At 59.0% G+C, this 17,411-nt stretch carries 10 protein-coding genes and 1 tRNA gene; 6 read left to right on the top strand and 5 right to left on the bottom strand.

Annotation, left to right across the window (positions count from 1 at the left end; all coding sequences use genetic code 11):
• Positions 1-10: 10 nt before the first annotated feature.
• From argS to AMUC_RS11570, 3 genes are all read right to left on the bottom strand, one after another.
• Entirely contained in the window at positions 11-1,768 is a 1,758-nt protein-coding gene (argS, locus tag AMUC_RS11565) for an arginine--tRNA ligase (RefSeq protein WP_012421190.1), read from the bottom strand.
• Positions 1,769-1,933: 165 nt separating this feature from the next.
• Entirely contained in the window at positions 1,934-2,071 is a 138-nt protein-coding gene (locus AMUC_RS12745) for a hypothetical protein (protein ID WP_153950655.1), read from the bottom strand.
• Positions 2,072-2,503: 432 nt separating this feature from the next.
• Positions 2,504-3,358: a hypothetical protein gene (locus AMUC_RS11570; RefSeq protein WP_012421192.1), complete on the bottom strand. Its 855-nt coding sequence runs from the start codon at positions 3,356-3,358 to the stop codon at positions 2,504-2,506.
• Between the two features lie 184 nt (positions 3,359-3,542).
• Here AMUC_RS11570 and AMUC_RS11575 point away from each other — a divergent pair, with 184 nt between their 5' ends.
• The gene (locus AMUC_RS11575) at positions 3,543-4,043 is read left to right on the top strand and encodes a GNAT family N-acetyltransferase (protein WP_012421193.1); all 501 of its coding nucleotides are present in this window, start codon (positions 3,543-3,545) and stop codon (positions 4,041-4,043) included.
• A gap of 162 nt (positions 4,044-4,205) precedes the next feature.
• Positions 4,206-5,216: a TlpA disulfide reductase family protein gene (locus tag AMUC_RS11580; protein WP_012421194.1), complete on the top strand. Its 1,011-nt coding sequence runs from the start codon at positions 4,206-4,208 to the stop codon at positions 5,214-5,216.
• 37 nt (positions 5,217-5,253) lie between these two features.
• Here AMUC_RS11580 and AMUC_RS11585 read toward each other — a convergent pair whose 3' ends face one another.
• Entirely contained in the window at positions 5,254-5,628 is a 375-nt protein-coding gene (locus tag AMUC_RS11585; protein WP_012421195.1) for a TfoX/Sxy family protein, read from the bottom strand.
• 221 nt (positions 5,629-5,849) lie between these two features.
• On the opposite strand from AMUC_RS11585, the gene AMUC_RS12255 reads away from it, so the two are divergent.
• A complete protein-coding gene (locus AMUC_RS12255) occupies positions 5,850-6,611 on the top strand; it encodes a chloramphenicol phosphotransferase CPT family protein (RefSeq protein WP_012421196.1) in 762 nt (253 codons plus the stop codon).
• Between the two features lie 129 nt (positions 6,612-6,740).
• A tRNA-Ser gene (locus tag AMUC_RS11595) sits at positions 6,741-6,828 on the top strand.
• Between the two features lie 124 nt (positions 6,829-6,952).
• On the opposite strand, the gene uvrA is transcribed toward AMUC_RS11595, so the two are convergent.
• Positions 6,953-12,475, bottom strand: a complete 5,523-nt coding sequence (gene uvrA, locus AMUC_RS11600) for an excinuclease ABC subunit UvrA (RefSeq protein ID WP_012421197.1) — start codon at positions 12,473-12,475, stop codon at positions 6,953-6,955.
• Positions 12,476-12,691: 216 nt separating this feature from the next.
• On the opposite strand from uvrA, the gene secA reads away from it, so the two are divergent.
• Complete coding sequence (secA, locus tag AMUC_RS11605; RefSeq protein WP_012421198.1) at positions 12,692-16,045, top strand: preprotein translocase subunit SecA; 3,354 nt, start codon at positions 12,692-12,694, stop codon at positions 16,043-16,045.
• A 77-nt stretch (positions 16,046-16,122) separates the two neighbouring features.
• Positions 16,123-17,223 (top strand): GNAT family N-acetyltransferase, encoded by a 1,101-nt coding sequence (locus tag AMUC_RS11610; protein ID WP_031931592.1) that lies wholly within the window; start codon positions 16,123-16,125, stop codon positions 17,221-17,223.
• Positions 17,224-17,411 lie beyond the last annotated feature (188 nt).

Consider the following 17,411-nt stretch of genomic DNA (forward strand, 5'->3'; position numbering starts at 1 on the left):
GAAGAAACGGTTACATCCTGTCCGGAAGCTGGATGCCCAGCAGGCCCAGCCCGTGCTTCAGCGTGCGTGCGGTCAGCTCGCACAGGGCCAGGCGGGAGTGCCGCACCGGCCCCTCCGACTTCAGGACCGGGCACGCCTCATAGAAGGAATGGAAAGCCCTGGCCAGGTCAAACAGGTAGGCGGCCAGCACGTTCGGACGGCAGTCGTCCAGCACCTGCGGCACCACTTCCCCGTAGCGGGCCAGAAGCCGGGCCAGATGGATTTCCGCATCTTCTGAAAGCTGAATGGGGGCGGACCAGTCCAAAGGCCCGCCGTCCAGCTTGCGGAAGATGGAGCGGACGCGCACGTAGGAGTTCTGGAGGTACGGCGCCGTATCTCCCTGAAGAGCCAGCATCTTGTCCCAGTTGAAAACGTAATCCGTCATGCGGTTCTGGGACAGCTCCGCAAACTTCACGGCGCCTATGCCCACAACTTCCGCCACGCGCTTCTTTTCCTCATCCGGCATGTCCGGGCTCTTCTCCTCCACCACGCGGGCCGCGCGTTCAATGGCTTCATCCAGCACATCCTGGAGGGAAACCGTATCCCCGGAACGCGTCTTAAACGGCTTGCGGTCGTCACCCAGAATGGAGCCGAACGCAATGTGCCGGTAGTCCCCGTCCATGCCGCGGCGGCGCTGCGTGGAGAAAATCTGCCTGAAATGCAGGGCCTGAGGGGCGCCCACCACGTACCAGATGGAATCCGCGCCCCACGTCCTGATGCGGTGGTCCAGCGTCGCGAGGTCCGTGGTGGCGTACAGGAAGCCTCCGTCCGCTTTCCTGATGATGCAGGGGTTGGCGCGCCATTCCCCCTTGTCCTGCACGAGGAAGGGGTCTTCATTGGGCGGCACGGAACCGTCGGAAAACACGCAGATGGCCCCGTCGCTCTCCCGGGCCATTCCGGCGGCGATCATGCCGTCCACCAGCGGGGCCAGGGCATCATTGTAAAAGCTTTCCCCCAGCCAGTAATCAAAATGGATGTCAAGCTGGTCGTAAATTTTGGAAAGGCCGGATTTGGAAACTTCCACGCAGCGTTTCCAGATGGCCAGGTTTTCCCCGTCCCCGGCCTGGAGCTTCACCAGTTCCGCCTTGCAGGTATCCAGCAGTTCCGGCTTTTCCTTGCACATCAGGTTCACATCCTTGTACACCCGCAGCAGCTCGTCAATAGGGTTGGCGGCCAGGGCCTGCTCATCCAGAATATTCTTCCAGCCCCACAGGATCATGCCGAACTGGGTACCCCAGTCCCCGATGTGGTTGTCCGTAATCACATGGTGCCCCACAAAACGGGCCACGCGGGAAAGGGCGTCACCAATAATGGTGGAGCGGATGTGGCCCACATGCATCGGCTTGGCGACGTTGGGAGCGGAAAAGTCAATGACAATGGTTTTGGGGGCCTGCACTTTTTCCACCCCCAGCCGGTCATCCGCCAGCATGGCCAGCAGGCGCGCTGCGTAAAATTCCGGCCTGATGCGGAAATTGATGAATCCGGGCCCGGCAATTTCCAGGGAGCACACGGCATCCTGCCCTATCCGGTCCGCCACCTGCTGGGCGAGCGCGCGGGGATTCGTGCGGCACCGCTTGGCAAGCACCATGGCGGCGTTGCTCTGGTAATCCCCGAACCGCAAATCCGCGGAGGGCGTCACCGAGGCGCGAAAATCAGCGGGAAGCTCCTCCCCCAACACCGCCTTTAATGCGGAGGACAACTTTTCTTCAAGAATTCCGGGTATGGTCATGTCTGCCCAGATGAACGGACATTCCACCGCCGTAGTCAAGGCGCAACTGTCATCAAGACATACCTTTTCCGGTAAAAACAACAGGACGGAGATAACATCCCTGTCCCAGCCGGCGAACCGGACGCCCGGCGCCCGAATCCCCCCTTCCCTTCAACGGGCGCTTCCTTAAAAGGAGCGCATTCTGGAAGCCTTCAGCCACGCTTCCAGTTTTTTGGAGGCTCTGGCCTCCCTTTCCCGTTTCTTTTCCGGCACGGACTTTCCGGAGAAAGCCTTCGCCAGAACCAATGCCAGTTTTCTTTTCATTTTCATTTTATTTATATTACAGTTTTTGTTCCTCCGCATGCGGGGGTTTGGGAATCATCCCGCCCCCCCTCCGGGGAACACTGCCTACATACTGTACCAGGTAAGTTTAGTCCATAAGAAAAAAACAATTCCTTGTCATACTTGATACAATAAGACGTAAAACATTCATTAAAAACATCTCTCCATCAACTCAGCATCCCCTGCTGCGCGTCAATCAAGGAGCCGGCCATCCTTTATCCCCATTTCCTGCCTCCGGCGCGGCGGCACGCTTTTCATGGCTGATCCGGCGCACGCTTCACAACGGATCTGCCGCCGCGCGCCATAAAGCGGGCTGCCGGAAACGATACGCTGCCCGGAAGCCCCAACAGCCCCGCACCCCATGATTTTCCGCGCAGGTGCCGGACAGGCATTACCGGAAGAGGGTCTCCTGCTTCATTCCCCCCTGAAATCATATTTCTCCGCCTTCCACAGGAACATGCGCCGGTACAGGTGGTATTCCGTCACGCAAAGGACGGGCATGCCGATGATGCCGATGAACGGCAGCAGGCGAAACAAATGACGGCACAGAAAAAGAACCACCATCAGGAAGCTTTCCCGGTACACGGTCATGTACAGGGAATACGGGTTGATGAGCGTTCTCCTGTACAGGGAGGAAGCCAGCAGCGGCCCCAAAATGGGAACCACCCCCAGCACGACCACGGCAGCGAAGGTCCACCCCCTGCGGCGGCCAATATACGCATCATACCGGTCCACGGACTGCTCACCCTGGAGCACCGCCTTGCCGCAGGCGGGGCAACGCTGGTCAAGAGAGGGCTCACGGAGAGGCTGCCCGCAGTAAAAACACCGCCGGTAACTGCGGAGAACTTCCTCATGCCTTTTCCATCCGGAGGGAGGAACCACAGTGCGCAGCCTGGAATATCCTATCCAGTTCAGGGCACGGGGGGACGGATTGGACGTGCCGCACTCCGGGCAGTGCAGCCCGCACGGGTACATCATGGAGCCGCATTTGGAACAGAAAATACGGTGGGAATATTCCCGGCGGCGGCAAAAAATGAAGAAAGCCCCAAGCCCCAGCCCCCCCAGCAGGGCCAGGATGATGACTACCCCCGGGTACAGGAGGGAATAGGCTACCAGGTATTCCGACCAGGAATGGTCCGACTGGTGCATGAGGGATTCCGGACCGATGGGATTTTGCGCCACGTCCGGAAGCTGGCTTACGTATTTTTCACCCATGTCCCTCAGAGGCCCCGCGGGAAGCCATTGTTGTATGGGAATGGGTTCTTTCATGACTGGACATGCAGGGTTCGCCATAAAAACAGCATTTCCCGGGAGGCTGTCAGAAAACGGCGGCATTCAGCATAGGATGTCTCCGCCGGAATAGGTAGGGGAAAATAGGCCATGCCGGAAAATTCCGCCGGAAATGGGGAAGAGGCCCTTTTCATCCGGCGCTTTTCCGTGTAATATTTCTGCCATGCCGACTCTCCGCCAAGCCGCCAAGGACGACATCACGCTGATCCATGAACTGGCCTGCCAGGCTTTTCCGGCCACATACCGGGACCTCCTTTCCAGAGAGCAGATAGATTTCATGATGGACTGGATGTATTCCCCCGCCAACCTGGAAAAACAGATGGAGGAGGGGCACGTGTACTTCATCGCCTCCCATGAGGGAAAGGACTGCGGCTACCTGTCCGTCCAGCCGGAAGGCCCCGGCGTCTTCCATTTGCAGAAAATCTACGTTCTGCCCGGCTTCCAGGGCCTGCATATAGGAAGCTTTCTGTTCCGCCACGCCATCAGCTACATCAGAAGCATCCACCCGGAACCGTGCCTGATGCGCCTGAACGTGAACCGCGATAACACCCGGGCGGTGGAATTCTACCAGCGCATGGGCATGCGGACCCTGGAACGCGGGGATTTCCACATCGGCCACGGTTACTACATGACGGACTACATCATGGGACTGGATATAGCCTGAAACGCCTCTCCCTCAGGGAAAAAACAGCCAAATCTTCCCAGGGCAGGGAGTGCCCCGCCCCCCATCCCCGGCGCATGCGGGCCGTTGAACCCTTAGGAAACTCCAGTTGAAAATTCCGCTTCCTCCTTGACACTCAATGCTGAATTCTTCATCATCCGTTCCATGAACGCCTTTCCTGCCTTTATTTTATCCGGTATCATCGCCGCCATGGCGGTTCCCGCCTCCGCTCAGACGGCGGAAAGCGCCAATGGCCCCAAAGTCACCTATCCAGCCTTCAACGACGGCAGCCATATCCACGGGCCGAAACTCAAAACTTCCGACCTGAAAGGGAAAGTGGTGTTTTTTGAATACTGGGGCATCAACTGCCCGCCCTGCATCGCCAGCATGCCGCATCTGCAGGAATTGCAGGAAAAATTCCAGTCCAAGGGCTTTACTGTCATAGGCAGCCACAGCCAGCTCCCGTCCCCCAGGGTCAAACAGTTTCTGGAAGAAAAGAAGATCACTTTCCCCATCTATCAGAGTCTGAGCATTCCGGAGGCTCCCTGCCCGGGCGGATTGCCTCATGCCGTTCTGATTGGAGCCAACGGAAAAGTCGTGGCCAAGGGCTATCCTCCCCAGCTCTATGACCTGGTAAAAAAGGAAGTGATGAAGATGGAACGCGGCCTTCCTATTCTGGAAGGAGTGGAACTGAACAAATACAAATCGCTGGCCAAAACGGTCGTTTCCACCGGCAGCAACATCGAATCCAAAATCACACCTCTGAGGAAAAAAACGAATGACGAGGAAGCGCAGGCCGTATGTGAAGCTTTTGACGCATGGTTGGAAAATACCAAGGAAATCGTGCAGGCCCGGATCCAGTCCGACCCTCTGGAAGCGGTAACGGCCATCATGCGCCTCAAAACGGCGGTTCCCTCCGTCAAGGAATTTGACGAACCTCTGGCGGCCCTGAAAGCGAACAGGGATTTATCAAAACTGGCCGACCTCAATAAAAAAATCTCCGCTCTGGAACAGCGCAAGGCAAAAGGGCGCAAAATATCGGAATCCGACCTTAAATCCCTGACGCAGGCCGTGGACAAATTCACGGAGTCCGACAACGAAGCCACGCAAACCGCCGCCGCCAACCTGAAGAAGAACCTCTCCTCCCTGGCCGCTCCGGAAACTCCCGGAAAATAACCTTCCTCTCCAGCAGCCATTTCCTGCCGGCAGGCGTCTAAGGGCGCCTGCTTCTTTTTTCACCGGACGCCTTTTTCTTCTTCCCCTCCAGAACAGACGGAACAGCCAGAACGGAGCATGTCTCCCTGACAAGGGAGGAAAGGATCCGGTCATCGTCCAGCTCCGTCACCAGGAAATGCGGCCTGGCGCCGGGATAGGGGCAGCCCTGCTCCTGTTGCGGAAACATCTTCAAACCCGGCTCCGTTATCTTGACATACAACTGGTTGTCACACACCAAACCGAAGAATGTCCGGCCGCAGTACAATCCGTAGTCCCCAAACATTTTTCTGAAGGAAATATCCCCGGCATGCCGGAGCTGGAAACAAATATATTCTACTACATCCGGGGAAGAGGCCATGACGGACTCTCTCATGCCTCCCCCGTCCGCTGCAAGAAGCAAATGACGGCCGGGAAGGATTCCGGCAGGAATGAGGCATCCCCGTTATTGACGAGAAAAGGCGCGCAGCATGCCCCACGGAGTCATGACGGACGGCATTCATGCCGCCGCAGCCGCTCCGCAAGAAAATCCTTCCCGGCGTCTGCCCGGCAAGACATGACCGGCAGCAGCGATTCCGTCCACACAGGGCCATTCTTATGATTGCCCTGACGGAGCTTTTTATTCATGATGCCCATGAACCTTCCATGACCGCCGCGTCCGACATCCTCTGGAAACCAGCCTGCCTCTCCCGCCAGGAAGCCCCCAGCCTTACGGAAGGGGACGGAACCTGCCGGCCGGGAAACGGTGACCGGAACACCTCCGCGAGCCGTCCGGAAAACCATGAAACCATGGGAGAGAAAGACCACGCGGAAAACCGAAAAGCGCCCCGGCCGCGAAGCGGGCGCGTCATCCTGCTCAACGGAGCCTCCAGCGCGGGAAAAAGCACGCTGGCCCGGAACTTGCAGCTTCTGCTGAAAGAGGCAGCCATGATTTTCTCCATGGACGATTATCTGGCCATGAGCCGGGGAAAGCATGAAACCGCCCTGGATGCCGTCAGGGAATCCGGCCTGCCCTTCATTGAATCTTTCCACGCCGCCATTGCCGAGGCGGCCCGGAAAGGCGCCCTGGTCATCGTGGACCACGTCATCGGAGAATCCCGCCGCTGGATTCAGGACCTCCTGAACCGCCTGGACGGCATCCCCCGCATCCTGGTCAGGGTGGAATGCCGCCAGGATGTTCTGCTGGAGCGCGAGCGGCGCCGCACTGACCGGACTCCTGCCCCGGCCCATGCCCAGCGCCAGCACGCAGGCATCCACCGCCATTTCCCGCATGATTTCTCCATAGACACTTCCGCAGACACTCCCCGGAAATGCGCCATGCGGCTCATCAGCCTCCTGCCGGGAGAATTCCTGCCCTGATGCCGCGGAAACAGGCGGAAGCCTCCCGTTTGAAAAAACAGGCTGTTCCCGCAAACATGTTGGAAAGACATGAATAGGACTTTACAGAGCCGTCTCCTTCACGGTAGCCTGTGCCCGCGCTTGTTGCATGGAGAGATGGCAGAGCGGTTTAATGCAGCGGTCTTGAAAACCGCCGTGGGGCAACCCACCGTGGGTTCGAATCCCACTCTCTCCGCCAAACTTCTTTTATGCCGGGCGCAAGCCATGCCTGTTTTCACGGAACAGAAAAAGGCAGGCGAATCCGGTGGCCGCCCCGGCATTCCCGGAACGGCCCTGAGTGCCTTATTGATCCTTCCTCCTGCCTAAGACTCCCCATTCAGTTCCCGGCGGATGTATTCCGCAGTGGGGGATTTTTTCCCGGCTATCTGCTCCGGCGTGCCTTCCGCCACGATGGTTCCTCCGGCATCGCCGGGTCCGGGGCCCATGTCGATGACGTAGTCCGCCTCCGCCATGATTTCCGTGTTATGTTCAATGACAACGACGGTGTTCCCCTGGTCCGCCAGACGGTGCAGCACGTCAATGAGCAGCCGCACATCCCGCGGATGCAGGCCGATGGAGGGTTCTTCAATCAGGTACAGGTCTCCGGGCAGTTCCCTGCCTTTCATCAGGGCGTTCCGGCTGACGCGCCGGCCCTTGATGAGTTCCGTCACCAGCTTGAGCCGCTGGGCTTCCCCGCCGGAAAGCGTGTTGGAGGCCTGCCCCAGCGTCAGATAACCCAGGCCGGTTTCCGACAGCAGTTTGAGGGGGTCCGAAATGCGGGGCTGGCTTTCAAAAAATTCCGCCGCTTCCGCAAAGTCCATCTGGAGCACGTCCGCAATGGTCTTCCCCTTGTACCTCACGGTCAGGGTGGCGGCGTTGTAGCGCTTGCCCCGGCAGGTCTCGCACGGCACATAACAGGGGGGCAGGAAGTCCATTTCCAGCTTTTGCATGCCCGTGCCCTTGCAGGATTCACAGTTGCCCTGCCCCGTATTGAAGGAGAAACGGCCGCGGTCAAAGCCCAGCCTGCGGGCATCCGCCGTCTGCGCGAACAGGGTCCGGATGTCGTCCAGGAAACCCACGTAGGTGGCCGGGGTGGAACGGGGCGTTTTGCCGATGGGGTTCTGGTCCACGCCGTACACCATGCGGATGGAGTCAAAGCCGGAAGAGGTTTTCCATAATTTTCTCTGCTCCCTCGTGAGCTTGTCGCCGATGGCCTGGCGCGCAGCCAGACGGATGGTTCCCGTCATCAGGGAAGTTTTCCCCGCTCCGGATACGCCGGTGAGCACCGTCAGCCTCCCCTTGGGAATGGCAACGTTCACCCCCTTCAGGTTGTGCAGGCAGCAGCCCTCCACGCGCAGCCACGCGGATTCATCCTTTTGGGACGGAATCCTGCGCCTTTTCCCGCGGTAGGGATGCCTGGGCTTATGGTGCAGGGCCGCGCCCGTGACGGAGTCCGGCATGGCGGCCAGTTCCTCAAAGGTGCCCTGGGCCATGATTCTGCCGCCATGAATGCCGGCTCCCGGTCCCATGTCCACAATATGGTCCGCGCGCCTCATGGTATCTTCATCATGTTCCACCACCAGCAGGGTGTTGCCCCGGCGTTTGAGTTCATCCAACGTGCCCAGCAGCAATTCGTTGTCCCGCGGATGCAGGCCGATGGTCGGTTCATCCAGCACGTACAGCACACCGCGGAGGTGGGAACCCAGCTGGGAAGCCAGACGGATGCGCTGGGTCTCCCCGCCGGAGAGCGTCGTGGCGCTCCGGTCCAGGGAAAGGTAGCCCAGCCCCACCCGCTGGAGGAAGTTGAGGCGCTGCGTGATTTCCGCCACTACGTCACGGGCAATGAGCGCTTCCTCCCGTTCAAATTGCCACCCTTTGACCAGTTCTGCGGCGGCCACGGCAGGCAGGGAGGCAATGTCACCGGGAGTCACTCCCTGAAGCCGCACGGCGCGAGCAAATTCATTCAACCGCACGCCCCGGCAGGCAGGGCAGGTTGTTATTCCCTTGTCATCGTCCGCCTGCCGCGCCAGTTCCCTGTCATATTTCAGTTCAGCCTCCAGCAGGGATTGCGCCTGGTCTTCCTTTACTTTCCCCCTGCCGACGATTCCATGCCCGCGGCATACGGGGCACCACCCGCGCGGAGAGTTGAAGGAAAACGTGTACGGTTCCAGTTCCGGGAAAGATTGCCCGCAGGAGGCGCATGCCAGCCTGGTGCCCATCAGTTCCGGACGGACGGAACCGGGCGGGAGCACCTGCAGGAACCCTTCCCCCATCTCCAGCGCGGCATGAACCGCCCCGGCAAGCTTTTCCGGCGGCCAGGAGGCCTCCGGCCGTGCAACGACCAGGTCCAGGTCATGGCTGGAATAGCGGTCCAGCGGCTGGAATCCGCTCAGGGGAACCAGTTTGCCGTCCACCCACATTTCCTCATATCCCTTTCCTTCCGCCCAGCGGGCCAGGTCGGCGTAATGCCCCTTGCGTCCCCTGACGAGGGGGGCCAGCAACGCGAGTCCGCCATGTTTTTTCAGTTCCCTCGCCACCAGCTCCACCACTTCCGATTCCGACCTTTTGCCCACCGGAACACCGCACTGCGGGCAATAGGCCTGCCCCAGCTTGGCATACAGCAGACGCATGAATTGCCAGATTTCCGTGACGGTTCCCACGGTGGATTTGGTGCCCCCGCGGGACATGTTCTGTTCAATAGCCACCGTGGGGGGCAATCCGGTCAGGCGGTCGATGTCCGGACTTTCCAGCTGTTCCGTGAATTGCCGGGCGTACGGGGACATGACGTCCATGAAACGCCGCTGCCCTTCCGCGAAAAAGATATCAAAAGCCAGGGAGCTCTTCCCGGAGCCGGAAAGCCCGGTCAGCACGGTCATTTCTCCGCGAGGCACGTCCAGGTCCACGTTTTTCAGGTTGTGGTGGCGCGCTCCCCGCAGGGCCATCACGCCTTCCGGTATATCCATGTCTGCGGATTCCGGGACGGCGGCGTCCGCAGGGTCGTAAACGGAAGGGTTGCCTTCCAGAACCTCCCTGAGGTATTTGCCCGTGTATCCCTTCCCGGCGGCTACGATTTCCTCCGGCGTACCCGTGGCCACCACATGGCCGCCTCCGGCGCCGCCCTCCGGCCCCAGGTCAATCACGTAGTCCGCGGATTTGATGAACTCCGGGTTGTGTTCGATGACCAGCAGGGTATGCCCCTGCTCCACCAGTTCCCGAAACACGGCCAGCAGAACTTCAATGTCTGCAAAGTGAAGCCCCGTTCCCGGCTCGTCCAGAATCAGCATCTTGGAGCTGTTCGCGCCGGAACCTATCTGGTCCAGCAGAATTTTAGCCAGCTTCAGGCGCTGGTTTTCCCCGCCGGAAAGGGTATTCAGAGGCTGCCCCAGGGTCAGGTGCCCCAGCCCTACGCGCTGAAGCACGCCCAGTTTGGAAGCGATGCGGGAGGCTTTGGCCCCTTTTTCCGCGCTGAAGCATTCCAGCGCAGCCGCTACCGTCATGCCGAGCACGTCCGCAATATTCCTGCCGTCACGGTACACGCTCAGCACTTCGCTCCCGTACCGGGAGCCGTGGCACAGCGGACACTGAACGAAAATGTCGGAAAGAAACTGCATTTCCACTTTCTCACTCCCCATGCCCATGCAGCGCGGACACCGGCCGTCCCCACTGTTGAAAGAGAAAAAACCGGGCTTCATGCCGCGCGCGCGGGCCGTCTCCGTTTCCGCGAAGAGGGAGCGTATTTCTTCAAAAACTCCGGCATACACGGCAGGGGTGGAGCGCGGGGTGCGGACGATGGGGCTCTGGTCCACCATCACCACCTCATCCAGATGTTCCCAGCCCTTGATAGACTTGACGCGGGCGGGTTCCTCCTCGCATACGGCTCCTTTCTCCACCAGCGCGTTCAGGTAAAGAACATCGTGGGCCAGGGTGCTTTTCCCGGACCCGCTGACGCCTGTCAAGCAAGTGAAGAGGCCCAGGGGCACTTTCACGTCCAGTTTGCGCAGGTTATGGCGCGTGGCTCCGGATACGGTCAGAAACTGGCGCGGCTTTCGCCTCCTTTTGGGCACCGCGATGCGCCGCCTGCCGGAAAGAAAAGCTCCCGTCAGGGATTCCTCAATTTCTCCAATCCGGGCAGGCATCCCGGAATAAACCAGCCTTCCCCCTTCCCGTCCGGAACCGGGTCCCATATCCACCAGGCAGTCCGCGGCACGCATGACCGCTTCCTCATGCTCCACCACCACCAGGGTATTCCCGCGCTTTTTAAGCCGGTTCATGGCGGAAATCAAACGGGACGTATCGCGGGGATGGAGCCCAACGGTAGGTTCATCCAGCACAAACAGCGTATCCGTCAGGGAAGCGCCCAGGCAGGTCGTCAGGCTCACGCGTTCAATTTCCCCTCCGGACAGGGACCGCGTGGAGCGGTCGGACGTCAGGTAGCCCAATCCCACTTCATTCAGATATTCCAGGCGGCTCCTGAGTTCCGCCACGGCATGTTTCAAGCCGGGGTCTTCATCCGCCCGCGGCGTCACGTACCTATCCACCCAGACCAGCAGTTCATCCATGGGCATACTGGAAAGTTCCGGCATGCTTTTGCCGCCCACCTTGAATTGAAGGGCTTCCGGCCTCAGGCGCAAACCGTGGCAGGAGGGGCATTCCTGATATGTGCGGAAACGGCTCAGGTACACCCGCACGTGCATCTTATGCGTGCGGCTTTCCAGATATTTGAAAAATCCCGCAATGCCGTACCACAGCCCCTGTTCATACATTTCATCCGGGTCATCGCCGTCGCCGTACAGCAGCCAGTCCCGCTCCCATTGCTTCAAATCCTTCCACGGCACATCCAGACGGACTTTGCGGGCGTTTTTGCGCCAGCCGCGCATCAGGTCCCGCTTGCATTCGGAAAATACTTTTCCGTCCCCCTCAAAAATATGGATGGCCCCGTCCTGAACGCTGAGTTCCGGCCTGATGCACCGGTTGTAGTCAATCGTGATGACGCGCCCGTAGCCGCGGCATTCCGGGCACGCCCCCAGCGGGGAATTAAAAGAAAACAGGCCCGGCCGCGGTTCCATCAGCGGATGCCAGTCTCCGCGGAATTTCAAAGCGGACAACCAGACGCCGTCCACACGGGGAATCACATGGGCCACGCCGCCGCCCAGGCGCATGGCCGTCTCCAGAGCCTCCAGCCTGCGTTCCCTCTGGTCTTCCGACAGCCTCACGCGGTCCTGAACCACCAGCAGCGGTTCTCCTTCCTCCAGCGTCCAATCCTCATCCTCCAGCCGGAGGATCTCTCCATGCGCAAAAGCGCGCAAATACCCCTGTGCCACCAGATTCCTTTTCAACGAGGGAAGATCCACGGATTCGGGCCGCGCCACCTCCAGGCAAACCATCACTTCCGTTCCGGCAGGGAATTCCGAATGCAACTTTTCATCAATGGTACCTGGCGTTTCCGGCTTGATTTCCCGCCCTGTTTCCGGGTCAATGCCCACGGCCAGACGGGCGAAAACAAACTTCCAGTAATCATTCAGCCCCGTCATGGTCCCCACCGTGGAGCGGGATGTCCTGACGGAGTTGCGCTGATGCAGGGCGATGGCCGGAAGAATATTCTCTACGGCGTCCACATCCGGCTTGTCCATGCGGTCCATGAACTGGCGCACGTACGGGGAAAAGGTTTCCATATAACGCCGCTGGCCTTCCGCATACAGCGTGTGCATGGCCAGACTTGTTTTCCCCGATCCGGAAGGTCCCGTCACCACCGTCAGCCGCCCCAGGGGAATGTCCACATCCACATTCTGCAAATTATGCTCACGGGCGCCGCGGATGCGGATGCGCCCATCCTCACAATGACTCATGGAGAAAGAATATCATCAATTTGGAATCATTCCAAGAGAAGCGCCTGTCATGAATCCGGGTTTCCAGAGGAGTCCGGCCAGGTCCAACCTTCCTATTACGTCATCATCAGCACAAATGGAGGGCCGTGCTTGCATTTCTCCCGGCAGCCGCTAGTATTTTTCGATTCTTAGACCGCTGAAAGCGACTCTACCTCGTCAATTTTCAACAAGACAAAGATGATTAAGTGGATTCTAACCAAGATTGTCGGCACCAAAAACCAGCGTGAAGTGCGCCGTCTGCGCCCCATTGTGGAACAAATCGTCTCCATTGAAGAATCATGGAACGGCAAGGGACAGGAATTCCTGCTTGAGAAAACGAGGGAATGGCAAGGGTACCTCCATCGCTTCCTCCCCATGGATCTGCCCCCCGTGCGCATTGTGGAAGCCGCGCCCAGGGAAGAGCTGGAGGAAATAGCCGCCAAACTGAACGCCCGTTTTGAATCCCTGAAAAGCGAATTCTCTTCCCTCCCTGCGGTGGAAGCCACTCCCGCCTCCATTGAAGAAGGGAAAGCCGCCTGGAACAACATTACGCCCCAGTTTGACAAGCTGCGGGAACGCTACCTGAACCAGATACTGCCGGAGGCCTTCGCCGCCGTCAAACACGGCGCCCGCCTGCTCTGCGGGGAAGAACGCGATATCTGCGGTCAAAAACAGGTTTGGGACATGGTCCACTTTGACGTGCAGCTGCTGGGCGGCATTGCCCTGCACCGCGGCTACATTGCGGAAATGGCCACGGGGGAAGGGAAAACGCTTGTAGCCACCCTCCCCGTTTACCTGAATGCCCTGACCGGCATGGGTGTGCATGTGGTGACCGTGAACGATTATCTGGCGCGCCGCGACTCGGAATGGATGGGCATGCTCTTCCAGTTCCTGGGGCTGACTGTCGGCTGCATCCAGAGCATGATGCCCTCCCAACTCCGCCGGGAGCAATACGCCTGCGACATCACTTACGGCACCAACGCCGAATTCGGCTTCGACTACCTGCGCGACAACGGCATGGCAACCTCCAAGTCCGAACAGGTGCAGCGCGGGCACTACTTCTCCATTGTGGACGAAGTGGACTCCATCCTTATTGACGAAGCCCGCACCCCCCTCATCATTTCCGGCCCTGCGGTCGTCACCCGGGAACAGCAGTACGATACCCTGCGCCCCGCCATTGAGCGCGTGGTGAAGGCCCAGACGGACCTTTGCAACGAACTGATGGCCCAGGCCCTGAAAGCCCAGGAAGAAGGCCGCACGGAAGAAGTGGGCCGCTGCCTGTTCAAGGTAAAAATGGGCCAGCCCCGCCACCGCGCCTTCCTGCGCGCCATGCAGGATCCCGAGCTGCGCCGCATCGTGGAAAAATATGAACTGACCCTTTACCAGGATACCCGCAAGAAGGAACTCTACAAGCTGAAGGAGGAAATGTTCTTCACCGTGGATGAAAAAACCCACGACGCCGACCTGATGGAAAAAGGCCGGGAAGTCATCTCTCCCGGCCATCCGGAAGATTTCGTGCTGCCGGATTTGGGAACCGCCTTTGCGGAAATGGACGAAGATCCGCGCCTGACGGAAAAAGACAAACTGCGCCGCAAAAATGAACTGACCAAACAGCTTGACGAAACGGGAGCGCGCCTGCACACCACCTCCCAGCTGCTGAAGGCCTACTGCATTTACGAAAAAGACGTGGAATACGTCGTCAAGGAAGGCAAGGTCATCATCATCGACCAGAATACGGGCCGTGAAATGCCGGGACGCCGCTGGAGCGACGGTCTGCACCAGGCGGTGGAAGCCAAGGAAGGCGTGGAAGTGGAGCGGGAAAACCAGACGTACGCGACCATCACCATCCAGAACTACTTCCGCCTGTACAAAAAACTGGCGGGCATGACCGGCACGGCGGAAACGGAAGCTGCGGAATTCCATGATATTTACAAGCTGGACGTTCTTCCCATCCCGACCAACCGCCCCTGCATCCGCAAGGATCAGAATGACCTCATCTTCAAATCCCGCCGTGAAAAATTCAATGCGGTGGTCAACAAAATCCAGGAACTTCACGACAAAGGCCAGCCCATCCTGATCGGCACGGCCAGCGTGGACGCCTCCGAAACGCTCTCCCGCATGCTCAAGAGGGCCAAAATCCCCCATGAAGTTCTAAACGCAAAAAACCACCAGCGCGAAGCGGAAATCGTGGCGCAGGCCGGCAAGCGCGGAGCCGTCACCGTCTCCACCAACATGGCGGGCCGCGGCACGGACATCAAACTGGGCGAAGGCGTAGCCGACCTCGGCGGCCTCTTCGTCCTGGGTACGGAACGCCATGAATCCCGCCGCATTGACCGCCAGCTGCGCGGCCGCTGCTCCCGCCAGGGGGACCCCGGCGCCTCACAGTTCTTCATCTCCTTTGAAGACGACCTGATGCGCAACTTCGGCGCGGCGGAACGCATGACCAAGATGATGGAACGCCTGGGCGTAGCCGACGGTGAAGCGCTGGAACACAGTTTCCTGAACAAATCCGTGGAATCCGCCCAGAAACGGGTGGAACAGCGCAACTACATGTGGCGCAAGCACGTGCTGGACTATGACGACGTAATGAACAAGCAGCGCGAAATCGTTTACGGATACCGGAATGAAGTGCTTTCCACGGAAAACCCGCGCGAAATGATTTACGATATTCTGGAAGAAGTAATCGCCACGCGCGCCCATGAATTCCTGGACCCGGATGCGGAAGGCGTCACCCACCCGGACGAATTGCTCGCCTGGATGAACGCCTCCTTCCCGCTGGGGCTCACGGCAGAGGCCGCCAAGCTGGAAGAACGGCCCATAGACGACACCATTGCCTTCCTCATTGACAAGGTCAAGTCCACTTATGAAGACAAGGCTTCCCGCGAACGCCCGGAATACCTGGACCACATGGAACGCCAGATCATCCTGGGGGCCATTGACAAAATGTGGCAGGAACACCTGTACAACATGGACTCCCTGCGGGAAGGCGTGCGCCTCCGCGCCCAGGGGCAGAAAGACCCCCTGGTGGAATACAAATCGGAAGCTTACGATCTCTTCATCACCCTGATGGAAAGCATCAAGAGCGAAGCCATCAGCAACCTCTTCAAGAGCACCACCAACCTGGACGCCTTTGAGGACTTCCTGGCCAGCCTGCCCCAGTTTGAATCTTCCGACGAAAACCAGGAAGGCGGAACCAGCCTGCCGGAAATCGGCTTTGACGGCATGCCTTCGGACCTGCTCTCCGCCCTGAGGGAACAAGTCTCCCGGGCACGTGAACAACAATCCGCCCGGCAGGCGGAACCGGAACAGGCCCCGGCCGTCATTTCCGACGCCACCACCATTGGGGAAGGTTACAAACCAGCCGTGGCGGAACCCAAACTGGTCATGCCCAAGCGCAAGGTCAGCGTCGTGCTCCGCAAGGAAGAAGCCCCCCAGGCGCCGGCAGAAACGCCGGTCCCCGGAGAAGGGGAAGAAATTGCCGTCACTCTGGACTCCCAGGACTTTGCGGAAACCATGGACAACCGGGATTCCGCGGATACCCGCACATTCTAAAAAAAACCGCGCATCACTTACAAGGCCGGGGGAAACGGGAATGTCCGTTTGCCCCGGCCCCAAACTTCCGGTCCGCCTTGGCTACGCTCCCTCCCAACAAATCCGCCAATGTCCGTTCCGTGCTGGAGTATGTTCCGTACTTCAGGGATAAAATCTTTGCCGTGCACGTGGAACGCCCCCTGGTGGATTCCGGGGAATTGGTGGATGCCCTGCTGGACTTGGACGTACTGCAGGAAATAGGCGTCAGGCCCGTTCTGATTGTGGAAGGGGCGGACGCCTCCGCGCTGTACGAACACACGCGCGTCTGTGAAATGCGCTCCGCCCTGGTGGAAGCGCCATTGAAGGGCGGCCAGCTTGTCCGGGAAAGAGTCCGGGAAATTCTGGGGCGTCACCAAATTCCCGTGGTGGCTTCCGGCCGTTCCGGCTCCTTTGACCCGGAATCCGTCCATATGGCCTTCAGTCTGGGGGCCTCCAAATACATCGCCCTGCTCAATGACCACAAGGTTCCGTCCCTGGACGGACGCCCCATTGCCGCCATTCTGGAATCGGAAGTAGCGGAGCTGGCAGGAAACGTAACCCACCGCGAACTGCTTGACCAGGCAGCGGAAGCCTGCCGGGCGGGAATCCCCCGCGTGCATCTGCTGGACGGAAAAATGCGCGGCGTGCTGGTGGAGGAACTCTTCTCTGAAGAAGGCGTAGGAACCATGGTCCACACGGACTCCTACCGGGAAATACGCCCGCTGAAGGAAGAAGACATTCCGGAACTCCTCTCCATGATCGCCCGTTCCGTAGTGGACTCCAAATTGGTCAACCGGAACTATGAAGACATTGCCGCCAGAATAGACAGTTACTACGTGCTGACCCTGGACGACAGCATCGTGGGCTGCGTTGCCGTTTATCCCTACCCGGAGCACCATAGCGCAGAACTGGGCTGCCTGTACATCAAGCACCGCCATGAAGGCCGCGGCTATGGCCGCGCACTATGTGAATTTGCCAAAAGAAAAGCGGAGGAAATGGGAATGGAATTCATCTTTGCCCTCTCCCAAAGCGCCGTCCATTACTTCCGGGACCGCATGCATTACGCGGAATTTTCCCGCGACAGCCTGCCCCCGGAACGCCTGCGTACTCTGGAACTCAGCGGGCGCAAATCCGGGGTTTTCGGGTTAAGGCTGAAATAGTTTTCTATTTACCTCTCTGCCCCGTTCCTGCTTATGGGCGGAATCCCCTGCACCAAATGGACGGGTAGCTATTCCCGTCTCTCGTTAAAGGGTATATAGTAAATTCGGGAAAGGTCTTCCATTTCTCTTTTCCTCCTGAAATTTTCTGCCCGCCGAAAAAAATATCATCAACAATAATTTGATAATAA

The sequence above is a fragment of the Akkermansia muciniphila ATCC BAA-835 genome (genome assembly GCF_000020225.1).
Lineage (GTDB): Bacteria > Verrucomicrobiota > Verrucomicrobiia > Verrucomicrobiales > Akkermansiaceae > Akkermansia > Akkermansia muciniphila.